The 12,236-nt window shown below is 63.4% G+C and carries 10 protein-coding genes and 1 pseudogene; 5 read left to right on the top strand and 6 right to left on the bottom strand.

Annotation, left to right across the window (positions count from 1 at the left end; translation table 11 throughout):
- Positions 1-42 precede the first annotated feature (42 nt).
- Together L1O02_RS19005 and L1O02_RS19010 are read left to right on the top strand one after the other, a co-directional pair.
- Entirely contained in the window at positions 43-651 is a 609-nt protein-coding gene (locus L1O02_RS19005) for a TetR family transcriptional regulator (protein ID WP_060838700.1), read from the top strand.
- 379 nt (positions 652-1,030) lie between these two features.
- On the top strand, positions 1,031-1,243 hold the full coding sequence (locus L1O02_RS19010) for a hypothetical protein (RefSeq protein ID WP_108542913.1): 213 nt from the start codon (positions 1,031-1,033) through the stop codon (positions 1,241-1,243).
- Between the two features lie 185 nt (positions 1,244-1,428).
- Here L1O02_RS19010 and L1O02_RS19015 read toward each other — a convergent pair.
- The 6 genes and pseudogenes from L1O02_RS19015 to L1O02_RS19040 form a co-directional block, all read right to left on the bottom strand.
- A pseudogene (locus tag L1O02_RS19015) lies at positions 1,429-1,589 on the bottom strand (DUF2986 domain-containing protein).
- A gap of 165 nt (positions 1,590-1,754) precedes the next feature.
- A complete protein-coding gene (locus L1O02_RS19020) occupies positions 1,755-2,219 on the bottom strand; it encodes a DUF3429 domain-containing protein (RefSeq protein ID WP_108542911.1) in 465 nt (154 codons plus the stop codon).
- Between the two features lie 103 nt (positions 2,220-2,322).
- A complete protein-coding gene (locus tag L1O02_RS19025) occupies positions 2,323-5,157 on the bottom strand; it encodes a TonB-dependent receptor (RefSeq protein WP_108542909.1) in 2,835 nt (944 codons plus the stop codon).
- Between the two features lie 97 nt (positions 5,158-5,254).
- A complete protein-coding gene (locus L1O02_RS19030; protein WP_108542907.1) occupies positions 5,255-6,217 on the bottom strand; it encodes a FecR domain-containing protein in 963 nt (320 codons plus the stop codon).
- Positions 6,214-6,720 (bottom strand): sigma-70 family RNA polymerase sigma factor, encoded by a 507-nt coding sequence (locus L1O02_RS19035; protein ID WP_108542905.1) that lies wholly within the window; start codon positions 6,718-6,720, stop codon positions 6,214-6,216. Before L1O02_RS19035 ends, L1O02_RS19030 begins: the two co-directional genes overlap by 4 nt.
- Before the next feature lie 194 nt (positions 6,721-6,914).
- Complete coding sequence (locus L1O02_RS19040; protein ID WP_060838694.1) at positions 6,915-7,355, bottom strand: Lrp/AsnC family transcriptional regulator; 441 nt, start codon at positions 7,353-7,355, stop codon at positions 6,915-6,917.
- A gap of 139 nt (positions 7,356-7,494) precedes the next feature.
- Here L1O02_RS19040 and L1O02_RS19045 point away from each other — a divergent pair, with 139 nt between their 5' ends.
- From L1O02_RS19045 to L1O02_RS19055, 3 genes are all read left to right on the top strand, one after another.
- Positions 7,495-10,542 (top strand): aminotransferase class III-fold pyridoxal phosphate-dependent enzyme, encoded by a 3,048-nt coding sequence (locus L1O02_RS19045; RefSeq protein WP_108542903.1) that lies wholly within the window; start codon positions 7,495-7,497, stop codon positions 10,540-10,542.
- A gap of 191 nt (positions 10,543-10,733) precedes the next feature.
- On the top strand, positions 10,734-11,522 hold the full coding sequence (locus L1O02_RS19050) for an ABC transporter substrate-binding protein (RefSeq protein WP_129406695.1): 789 nt from the start codon (positions 10,734-10,736) through the stop codon (positions 11,520-11,522).
- Between the two features lie 63 nt (positions 11,523-11,585).
- On the top strand, positions 11,586-12,233 hold the full coding sequence (locus tag L1O02_RS19055; RefSeq protein WP_235758484.1) for an amino acid ABC transporter permease: 648 nt from the start codon (positions 11,586-11,588) through the stop codon (positions 12,231-12,233).
- The last annotated feature ends 3 nt before the right edge of the window (positions 12,234-12,236 follow it).

Here is a 12,236-nt window from a genome sequence, read left to right on the forward strand (position 1 = left end):
GTCAATGCTAAGCTGGTCGCACGACCAATATTGGAGGATCACATGGCACGCCGCTCGAACACCGATGAAAGACGCGGCCAGATCGTGGCGGCACTCCAGGCCGTCATGGCCAGGGCCGGCTACGCCGGGGCCACCATCGCCGCCATCGCCCGGCACGCGGAACTCACCCCCGGCCTCGTGCACTACCACTTCCGGGACAAGCGCGAAATCCTGGTGGCCCTGGTCGACTCGCTGGCCGGCTACGCCCAGCAGCGCTACGAGACCCGGGCCGCGGCAGCCGAAACAGCCGGGCAACGGCTCCAGGCCTACATCGCAGCACACCTTGCCTACGGCTCCGACGCCCAGCCCGACGCAGTTGCCGCCTGGGTGATGATCGGCGAGCAGTCGGTGCACGATCCTGATGTGCGCGAGGTCTATCAGGCGGCGCTAGCGGCACAGATGAAGTTGCTCAAAGGCCTGCTCCGGCAGTGCTACGCCGAACGCGGACGCCGCGTCCGCCAACTCGATGCCCTGGTGGCAGGCATCACCTGCTTCATCCAGGGAGCGTTCACCCTGTCCACCACGGCGCGGCCGCTGCTGCCGACGGCCTTCGCCGCACCGACGCTGATCGACTGGGTGGAACGCTACATGGATGGGCAAGAGCAACGATGACGACCACGCCAGCAAGGAAGGGAAAGAATGCAGTGTCCAGATTGTGAACAAGGTGTCGTGACCAAGGTTCAAGTACGGGCAACGCAGGAGGTCCTGCACGTTTGCCAAGAGTGCGAGTCGCTCTGGCTCACCGCCGAGGACATGGGCACCGAGCCTTTCAACAGTTTCACTTCCTACATGGAGGAGCTGGGTTTACCGCCGCTCTGGAGCTCGCTGTATGTCCTTGAGCCAGAAAAGATCAGCAGTCCTCAGGCACGGAAATACCTGCGCTCGGTCGGGGCGATCCAATCAAGACGGCCATAGCGCAACCGCCACACTCAGAAACCCCGGGGGCAGAAGGCCAACGGGCGCACCCAAGCCAAAAACATCGGAGCTAAAGATGATTTACCAACTCTGGATGGAGCCGGATGACGGCCAGGCATTCTGCCCGAGCGGCCCGCAGGGAAACAGCGCACGCCAACTGCTTCACCCGGACGCCAAGCTTGTGTGGGAAGTTGAAGCCCACAACCACTTCGACGCCATGACCCGGTACTACGCGTACATGGAGTGGGGCGAATACAAGAGCGACCTTGCCGAACCGGAGCAAAAGTAGTGAGCGGCATCGAACAGAGCGTCGGCCCAGGCGGCGCGCTGCACCACAGGCCGCAAAGCCGCCCTGGGCAACAGCGGTGCCCAGGGGCGGATAATCCGCAGCGTTCCTGCTTGTTTTCAAAGAGCGCAGGTTGCTCGGCAATGAGTGACTGTTAGGCTTGGCGGTCTTGATATTCAGCGGACGGATCAGCTCTGAGTGACAACCGCAGCGTCGTCATTGGACCCGGTGGCCAGCTTCGCCCGATCAGCCTTGCTGATGTACTTGGACTTTTTTGCGGAACCCGTTTGGCGCTGGCCTTCTTGGCGTGAGCCTTCAATAGCTGCTGGATCTTTTTACGGCGATTCATGTGGGGCTACCCGGCTTTTTAAGTACAGGAATGATTTCAGCCGCCACTCGCCGGGGCTGGTAACTCTTTGCCGATCCCGCGAATGATCCTTTGCGCCCTTGCTCAGCGATGCCCGTTGCGTCAACCACCGCCCCTTCGGTGGGAGGCGGCAGCTGAACGTCACGCTTAACTCCCGATGGCCATCGCGAGCACACCCAGCAGTAGGCAGGCGCTGGCCACGATGGTCAGTCGCAAACGCATCGGCAGGTACCAGGCCGGTAGGTGCATGACCTGCGAGAGCTGCCGGTCATGCCACCCGTGCGCCAAGAATCCGCCAATCAATAACAGCCCGCCCCATGACAGCGGTAGCAAGGTGGCGACCCACCCCATCAGCGCAGGGACGATGCTCCAAACAAAGCGTGTGTGACGCTGCTGCGCGTTCATGCCGGGAGCGATCATGGCAAAGCCCCAATGCAGGGCTCCGACAAAACTCAGGATCACCGCCCCGTAACTGACCAGCGCCTGGCACCACAACAGCCGCTGTCCGTGCGCAACCACGGCCAGCAACGCCAGCCCGAGAAACGGCAGCAAACCGCCATAACCCAGGAGGGCAACAGGCTTGGGTGGCGATACAGAAGACAAAAGGTTCATCTGGATTCCTCTCAATCAGGGCACTGAAAACTGTAGCCGCAAAAGCGCCCTCTGAATGGCCATCGCGTTGACTCACCGCAACCGGCAGGCCACTGCCGGCCCCTCAGAACTTCGCCTGCATCCCCACCCGCAGCGTGCGCCCCGGCGCCGGCATGAAGCTCTGCGCCAGCGGGTCCAGGTAGTAGCGGTCGGTGAGGTTTTGCAGCGATACGTTGAGGCTGGCGTGTTCCTGCAGCTTGTAGTTGAGGAACAGATCGACCAGCGCCACTTCGCGGTAGTTCAGCTGCGGCGTGGTGGCGCCGGTCTGCCAGGGCTTGTCGGCGGTGACGGTGGGCCCCGAGGTGTAGGTGATGCGGGTGCCGAGGGTCAGGCTCTGGTCGAAGAAGCGCAGGCCGGTGGTCAGGTTGCCGGCAAAGCGCGGCGGGTTCTGGGTGTTGGTGTAGGACCCCATGAAGCTGCCCGGGGTGCAGTCCGGGGTGTCGGCGGTTTTCCGATAGGGGTTGCTGGTGGCGCGCAGGGTGGCGGCGAAGGCCGCGTCGCAGGTTTCGGTCTTCAGGTAGTAGGTGGACGACAGGTCGGCAAACACCCGCCCGGCATCGTAGTGGGTCTGCAGTTCCAGGCCGCGGGTGGTGTAGCTGTCGGTGTTGCTGAAGCGCATCAGGCCCCACAGGCCCGGGCTCGGGTCGTAGTAGCGGGTGATGTAGTTTTTGATGCTGTTGTTGAAGTAGGCGAGCTTGATCGCCGCCGCATCGTCATCCACCAACAGCCCCTTGTGCAAGGTGCTGGCGCCGATCTCCCAGTTGCTTGAGCGCTCGGGCTTCAGGCCCTTGCCCGGCGTGGTCTGCTGCACGCCGTAGCCGGTTTCGAACAGCGAAGGCATGCGAAAGCCCTGGGTGTAGGAGGCATAGACAAAGGTGTCTGGCAGCACTTCGAGATTGATGCCGAACGCCGGGGCAAAGGCGCCACCGCTGTTGCTGTCCTTGCCCGAATAGTTGTAGCCGGTGACCACCCGATCCACTTGCGAATCCCCCACCTCGGTATCGGTGGCCCCGTACTGGTTATAGGGCGTGCCCTCGAACGGGTAGTTGGTGTTGTTGAAGACAATGCCATTGTTCAAGCGTGGATCGGTGGCATCGGTGTAGCGCCCGTTCTGGTCCGGGAACCACATCAGGTAGCCATAGTCGCCGGGCCTGGAGACGGTCACGTACCTGTGTTCGCGTTCCTCTCTGCGCGCCGTGGCATTGGCCACATGGTCCTTGCTGCGATAGTGGGTGTAACGACCGCCGCCCCACAGCGTCAGGCGCTCCACCGGCTGGTATTCCAGCTTGCCGTTGAAGCTGAACTCCTGCCGCGAGCCCTCGCGCAAGCTGCGGTTGGCATTGATGTCGTCCTGGGTGGTGACCACGCCTTTCTGCGGACGCAGTTCCTCCAGCTGGAACGAGCCGCCCAGGTCCAGCTTCAAGTCGCCGTAGTCGGTGCTAAAGCGCGAAGTATTGGCCAGACCGCCGCCCGTGCGGCGGTTGGCCTGGCGGGCCCAGGAACGGTCCGTGCGATAGGCCTGGGACGCCGGTGCCGACCAGGCGCTCAGTTGGCTGGTCTGCGCATCGGTCAGCCACAGGTCGGCAGTCAGGTCCAGCAGCGGGTTGTCCGCGGGCAGGTAGTTGTAGCGTGCGGTGTAGGTGTCGATCTGGGTGTGGCCCAGGGGGTACTGGTAGATGCCGCCGGTGCCGAACCGGAAGATGTCCGAGGGCATGATCTCGCCGATGCGCCCGTCATAGCGTCGGTAGCCGAGGTCGAAGCGGTGGCCGTCCGCTGGGCGCAGGGTGGTCTTGAGCAGCCACGATTGGGTCTTCGACGAGGAGTTCAGCACCTCTTCCCCGGCGTTGTAGGTGGTGGCGACACTGGTCTGTTCATCGCCGTAGCGGTCAAAGGTGCGGTAGCGATCCTGGCCCTTCTTGCCGGCGAAATAGTTGCCCTGGTTGCGCTGGGCGTAGGCCGCCACCACATCGAACACGTCATGGCGGTAGGCAAACGCGGCACTGCCGGACTCCGCGTCCGAGCCGAACAGCCCGCCACGGCTCTGGTGCGGTTCCGTGTACAGGTCCTCGGTCCTGGAATGGGGGTCGCGACGGGCCGGTGCCACGCCGTTGTTCCACAGGTCGCCCTTGAGCCGCAGGCCGACCTGCTGACCGTCCTTGAGGATGTCGTCGACGCCAAGGGTGCGCATCTTGACCGTGCCGCCGATGGCGCTAGAGGTCAGGCTCGGGCCCTTGTCGATGGCGATGTCGCTGATCATGTCCGGGTCGATGTAGCTGCGTTGCTGGGTGCCGGCATAACCGCGATAGACATCCAGCGCCTGTTGCGAGCCGTCCACCGTCACCGCCACCCGGCTCTGGCCCTGGATGCCGCGAATGTTCACATCCAGGCCGCCGCCATTGCGGCTGTCGCCGACCTGCACCCCGGGCTGGCCCTTGAGCACGTCGCCCACCGACACCACGCCAAAGCGCTGCAGGTCGTCGGCGGAGATGTACACCGACGAACGCGGCGCCCGGTACACCTCCTCCTCGTCAGGGTTCTCGCCCTTGATCTTCTGCGTCGGCAGCGACACCGCATCAGAGCGCAGGCGCAAGGCATAGCCGCCGTCGGCCTGGCGCACGTAGCCCAGGCCGGTGCCCGCCAGCAGGCGGTTGAGGCCCGCTTCGGCATTGAAATCACCTTGCAGGCCCTGGCTGGTCTTGCCCGCCGTAAGCAGTGCACTGCCGGCCAGGCTGATCCCCGCCTCGGCGCCAAAACGCGACAGCACCTGGTCCAGGGGACCGGCGCCGATGCTGTAGTGGCGTTCGCCAGCCGCCAGCGCCAACTCGCTGTAGAGCGGTTGCAGGCTGAGCAACAGCAGGCCGAAGGTTTGGGTACGCAAGACACGAGCGGGGAAAATCATGCAAGGCTCCTAGGGATCGAAACCCACCGGTGCCGGTGGGCAATACCTGAAGGCCAAGCCAGATCGAAAAAACTATCGCGTCGCTGAAAAAAAATCTTCAGGCCGGCACCACCGTCACCCAATAACGGGTCCTGCGCTCGATGCGCACCGGCAGGGTATTGGCCACCAGGGCCAGGGCGGCATCGGTGTCGTCGAGCTGAAAACTGCCGGTCACGCGCAAAGCGGCAACCGCTTCGCTGCAACGTAAAAAGCCCGGGCGATAGCGTGAAAGCTCTGCCAGCAACTGATCCAGGCGCATGCGCTCGGCGGGCAGGATGCCGCGCATCCAGGCCTGGGCCAGCAACACATCAATGGCACTCGGCTGCCCGACTCCCCGGCCATCGACCCGGGTTTGCCATCCGGCCTGCAACGCCAGCGGCGTCGGCTGCTGCCGGGCGCTGATCTGCACCAGGCCGCGCAACACCGTCACCAGAGTGCCCTGGCGATCATGGCGCACCAGCAGATGGGCGCCGCGGCTGTACAACACGGCATCCGGCGTTTGCAGTTGCAGCGACGCCGATGCCGGCGGGGTATCCAGGGCCAGCTCGCCCTCGATCAACTGCACGCTGCGCTGTCCTGCACTCAAGTCCAGATTCACCGCACTGGCGGTGTTCAGCCACAGCGAACCGCCGTCCGCCAGGGCCCAACGCCGGCGCTCGCCGATGCCGGTGCGATAACGGGCCAGGGCCGAACGCACCAGGGTGGAATCCGCCCCCTGCCAGGAGAGGCCACCCAACAGCCCCAGCGCCAACAGGCACTTGAGCACCTGCCGCCGTTGCGGATCGGCACCGGCCGCCTGCAAGGCCCGACGCGCCGTGGCATCGGCCAACAGATCGGCCCCCGGCTGCAACATCAGCGGCAGGCGGCTGACCCGCTGCCAGGCGTGCTCATGCTCGGCACTGGCCTCGCGCCACTGCTGCAAGGCCTGATGGTCCGCGGCGCTCATCAGCCCGGACTGCACTCGCACCAGCCAATCAATGGCGCTGTCCCGCACCCGGGGATCGACCGCGACGCCACTCATTCAAACAGGCTCGCATAGCAGACGCTGAACGCCTTGCCCATGGCCCGCTGCACCTGGGCCACGGTCAGGCCCAACTGCGCGGCGATCTGCGGATAGGTCAAGCCATCGAGCTGGGACAGAAAGAAGATCTGCCGCACCCGCGACGACAGCCCCACCAGCAGCGAATCCAGCTGCAACAGGGTCTCGATCATCAGATGCCGCTCCTCCGGCGAAGGCTCCTCCCCCACCGGCCGTGCCGCCAGCGCCTCCAGGTAAGCCCGCTCGATGGCCTGACGACGCCAGCGGTTGATCAACAGACCATTGGCGATGGCGGCCAGAAACGCCATGGGCTGGCGCAGCTCACGCACATCTTCCTGGGAGCGCAGCACGCGGATGAAGGTGTCGTGGGCCAAATCCTCGGCATCGGCGCTGTGCCCCAGGCGCCGATGCAACCAGCCGCGCAGCCAGCCGTGGTGGTTCGCATACAGCTGGGCGACGGGCGAGGAAAGGCTGTGGTTGGGCATGAGAGATTCGCACTAATGATAATGCTTCTCATTTTATGATCCGCCGACACCCCTTGTACAGCGCGGCAAACTCACAACGGCGGCAACGCCACAGGCTCTGCGCCAGGGTCAAGGCACGCGGAGTCGGGCGCCAGGCCTGCGCTTGAGCGCGTTGGCCGGGTGGCCCGTCAGCTCTTTCGGCTGGGCACGCCGAGTCAGGAAGTCTGGCGGTCGATGTCGCGGCGAAGCACCACGGCGGTGGTGATGTCCTCCACCGATTCGTGACTGGCCACGGCATCCCGGACACGGTTCAGATCATCGATGGTGCGTGATTCGATCTCGATCACCAGGTCCAGCTGGCCACTGACCGAAGAAATGCGGCGCACCTGCGAATGCTGGGCCAAAAGGTCCAGCAGGCTGATGGCCGGTGTGCGTTTCAGGCACACCAGGAACATGGCGCGAATCACGTTGGCGTCGATTTCGCCAATGTCCGCCCGGTAGCCTCTGATCACGCCATTGCGCTCAAGGTTGCTGACGCGTTCGCTGGTGGCACTCCTGGACAGCCCGATTCTCGCGGCCAGAGCCTTCAGGGCGATCCGCGCCTCTTTAGAAAGAATGTCGAGTATTTCCCGATCTTTCACGTCCAGGTCGCGCATTGAAACTCCTCACATTGACTGCCGATTTTGTGCCGGTCGATTCCGACAATATGCAGGTCAAAGCCGACCGCATACCTACTGCCCTTGAAGATTTCGCATGCCAAGCTAACTGAAAAAAATAACTTGGAAAACCACTACCATGACTGACCTTTCCCACCCCGCCCCGCAGTTTTCGCCCCGCGATGCCGAACACCTGGCCGAACAGCTTTTCAATGTCAGCGCGAGCGCCTCGCCTCTGGATGGCGAGCGAGACTGCAACTACCGGTTGAAGACCGCCAGCGATGCGGGATGGATCCTGAAGGTCGTCAACGCCAGCGAGCCGCGCATTGAAAGCGAGCTGCAGGCCGCCCTCCTCAGCCACCTGGCCAGCACCTGCCCCGAGCTGGCCGTACCACAGCTGAAAAAGACCCTTGCCGGTGATTGCCTCGCCTCGGCCGTGGCGCCCTGCGGCGCAACCCACGCGGTGCGCCTGGTGAGCTGGCTGCCCGGCACACCGCTGGCCGAGGTTCCGCGCACCTTCGAACTGATGCGCCACCTGGGCCAGTCGTTCGCCGACATGGACCTTGCCCTGCAGGGCTTCATGCATCCCGGCGCGGTGCGCGACCTGGACTGGGACCTGCGGCACGCCGGGCGTTCGCGAGCCCGCCTGCACTTCATCAAGGACCCCGGCAGACGAGGGATTGCGCAGCGCTTCATTGAGACGTTCGAACAACAGGTGGCACCGACGCTGGCGCGGCTGCGCGCCCAGGTCATTCACAACGACGGCAATGACTGGAACATCCTCGTCGACCCACAGAACCACCAGCAGGTCTCGGGCATCATCGATTTTGGCGATGCCGTGCACACGGTGCTGATTGCCGAAGTCGCCATCACCTGCGCCTACGCCATTCTCGACACGCCAGACCCCATCGGCGCGGCGGCCGCCCTCACCGGCGCTTTCCACGAGCGCTACCCGTTGCAGCCGCAAGAGCTGGATGTGCTGTTCAATCTGATCGCCATGCGCCTGGTGATCAGCGTCACCTTGTCGGCCTCGCGCCACGAACAGACCCAGGACAACCCCTACCTGGCCATCAGCGAAGCCCCGGCCTGGCGCCTGCTGGAAAAGATGGATCGCATGAACCCGCGCCTGGCCACGGCAATCCTGCGCAAAGCCTGCGGTTATGACGCCATAGAAGGTGCCGGGGCGATTCGCCGCTGGGTGGATGAAAACCGCCAGTCCTTCGCAGAGATCGTGCATCCATCGGCGGCGACCCTGAACAAGGCCATTGTGCCGTTCGCCGACGCTGCCCACGAAATGACCATCGCTTCTGCCGCGCAGCGCCCGGCAGAAGCGACGAAATGGTGGAACGATTTCTCCGCCGAGCATCAAGTGCCGCTGGGCATCGGTCCCTGGGGCGAAGCCAGGACCATCTACACCGACAGCGCCTTTGAATCGCGCTTCATTGAAGGGCAGCGCCGGATCATCCACCTGGGTGTCGACTTGATCATGCCGGCCGGAACGCCGCTGTACACGCCGCTTGCCGGTGTGGTGCAGAGCGTCGAGGTCGAACCTGAACCGCTGGGCTATGGCGGTTTGATCATGCTCAAGCACTCGCCTGAAGGCTGCCCGCCCTTCCTGACCCTGTGGGGGCACATGGCCCACGAAGCGCTGACCCGCCTCAAGCCCGGGGACCACCTTGAAGCGGGCGCGCTGGTGGGCTACATGGGCGCGGACACGGAAAATGGCGGCTGGCTGCCCCATGTGCATTTCCAGATGTCCACCGACACCCAGTTGCAAGCCAGCGAGTTCATCGGCGTCGGTGAGTGCGCCTATCTTGAGGTGTGGGCCGACCTGTTCCCGGATGCTTCGACCCTGGCCGGAATTCCTCCGGAAACCTATAGCCAGGAAGGCAGGAGCAAAGCGCAGATCGTGGCCAAGCGTAAGCAACTGCTGCTGCCCAACTTGTCGATTTCCTACTCGGACCCGATCAAGTTCGTGCGCGGCGATGGGGTCTGGTTGATCGACAACTTTGGCCGGGCCTATCTGGACTGCTTCAACAACGTCTGCCATCTCGGCCACTGCCATCCCGATGTGGTGCAGGCCCTTGCGCGCCAGGCTTCACGCCTGAACACCAACACCCGTTACCTGCACGACAACATCGTCGAGTATGCCGAGCGACTCACGGCGACCCTGCCCAAGGGCCTGGCCGTCGCCTCCTTCGGCTGTTCCGGCAGTGAAGCCAACAGCCTGATGCTGCGCATGGCGCGCAATCACACCGGGCGCAACGACGCCATCGTGCTGGATTGGGCCTACCACGGCACCACCCAGGAGCTGATTGACCTGAGCCCCTACAAGTACAAGCGCAAGGCCGGTAAGGGCCGTGCAGAGCACGTATTCGAGGCGGCCGTGCCGGACGTTTATCGCGCAGCGGATGACTGGCCATTCGAAGAGTTGGGCAAGCGTTTCGCGCAGAGTGTCGCCGAGCAGATCGACAGCATGCGCCAGCAGGGCCGGGCCCCGGCGTTCTTTTTGGCGGAGTCGATTCCCAGTGTCGCCGGGCAGCTGTTTTTCCCGGAAAACTACTTGCAGGAGGTCTATGCCATGGTTCGCGCCGAGGGCGGGCTGTGCCTGGCCGATGAGGTCCAGGTCGGCTTTGGCCGGGTGGGCAGTCACTGGTGGGCCTTTGAAACCCAGGGCGTGGTGCCCGATGCGGTGTCCATGGGCAAGCCCATTGGCAACGGCCACCCGATGTCGGCGGTGGTGACCACCCGCGAAATAGCCGACAGCTTCAACAACGGCATGGAGTACTTCAATACCTTCGCCGGCAGCCCGGTTTCATGTGCCGTGGGGCTCAGCGTTCTCGATGTGATCGAGCGCGACAACCTGAAACTCAACGCACTGACGGTGGGCAACTACCTGCTGGACGGCTTTCGCACACTGCAGCAACGCTACGCGGTCATTGGCGATGTACGCGGGCTGGGGCTGTTTCTCGGGATCGAATTGGTCACCGATCGCCAGAGCAAGGCTCCGGCCACGCAACTGGCGAAAAAGGTTGCCGATGGCGCCCGGGAACGCGGCGTTCTGATCGGCACCGAAGGCCCCCATGACAACGTGTTGAAAATGCGCCCGTCGATGATTTTCAGCCACAAGAACGCCGACTTGCTGCTGGAGGTGCTGGACGACAGCTTCAAGGCAGCCCTGCAGTAGAGTGCCGGGATCGGCGCACGAATGACAGCCTGCGTGCCTGGCCGACATAGTGTCGGCCAACTCCGGCAATGTGTCCGGCTGGCGGACACCTTGCCGGGTGCTTTCCAGAACGGCCTATGCAAAGCTTTTCCCGAGGCCTGGGTGAAGAGCCCAAAAAACAATAATTAATAATTCTTCAAAGGTGCCATCCAATGCTAACCAGAACGCTCAAGTGTCTGTTTGCTGCATCCACCGTCGCGGCCGCGGCGCTCCTGTGCCCTTTAGCCGCTCAGGCTGATGACTTGCAATCGATCCAGGCATCCAAAGAGATTCGCATCGCCATGAGCGGGCAGTACTCGCCCTTCAGCTTTGCCAACGAGCAGAACCAGATCGTCGGCTTCGACGCCTCCATCAGCGAAGCCCTGGCCCAACGGCTCGGGGTGAAAGTCAGCATCGTCACCACCCCCTTCGACGGGATCATTGCCGGGCTCCTGGCAAAAAAATACGACGCCATCATCGCCTCCATGACCATTACCCCGGAGCGCCAAAAGGCCGTGGACTTCGTCGGCCCCTACTACCACGCCGGCCGCACCATCGTGGTGAAAGAAGACTCCCCGATCAACAGCCTGGATGACCTGAAGGATGTGAAGGTCGGCGTCACCCTGGGCGATGCCCACGACAAATGGGCCAGGGCGCGGGGCAACCTGAAGGTGAAAACCTATAAAGGGCTTCCCGAGATGCTGGTCGACCTGGACGCCGGGCGCCTCGACGCGCTGGTGATGGACAGCGTTCCGGTGCTGGTGGCCGTCAAGGAAACCGGGCAGAAAGTCCGCATCATCACCCCACCCCAACAGGATGGCGGCATCGAAGGCATGGGCATTGCGCTGCGCAAGAACAACCCCGAACTCAAGGCCGCGATGCAGCAGGCGCTGAACGACATGCTGGCCGATGGCAGCTACGAAAAGATCTCGATGCAGTGGATTGGCAAGGACATTCGCTGACTCATCTGCAGCCTGGCTCGACCTGGGGTCGGGCCAGTCAATCCGACTTTTCCGAGCCTTCCCATGGATCTGACACTTATACAGCGCACCCTGCCGTTTTTTCTGGAGGCGGCCTGGGTCACGGTGCACGTTTCGCTGCTGGCGCTGCTGCTGGGCTTGCTGGTGGCGGTGGTGCTGGTGGCGGCCCGGCTGTCCGGCTTCTTCATGCTTCGCTGCCTGGCCCGGGTCTACATCAGCGTTTTTCGTGGCACGCCCTGCCTGGTCCAGCTGTTCCTCATCTACTTTGGCGGCCCGCAGATCGGCCTCGAGCTGGAACCATTCACCGCAGGCGTCATCGGCCTGGGCCTGAACATCGCGGCCTACATGGCCGAATCCATTCGTGGCGCAATCAGCAACGTGGACCCCGGCCAGGTCGAGGCGGCGCGTTCAATCGGTTTCGGCAAGGGCCAGACCCTGTGGCTGATCACCCTCCCGCAAACCGCCAAGTTGATGATCAGGCCACTGGGGGTCAATGCGGTGGCGCTGATCAAGGGCTCGGCCCTGGTATCGACCATCTCCGTGGTCGAGCTTTCCTATACCGCGCAGCGTTTCATCAGCTCCACGTACAAGCCATTCGAGATCTTCACGGTGTCGGCCATTTTGTACATCGCCATGGTCTACACGGTCAGGCTGATGGTGGACCTCCTCGATAAACGCTTCGCGGCCAAGTGAGAC

It is taken from the genome of Pseudomonas sp. BC42, from assembly GCF_021560055.1.
GTDB lineage: Bacteria > Pseudomonadota > Gammaproteobacteria > Pseudomonadales > Pseudomonadaceae > Aquipseudomonas.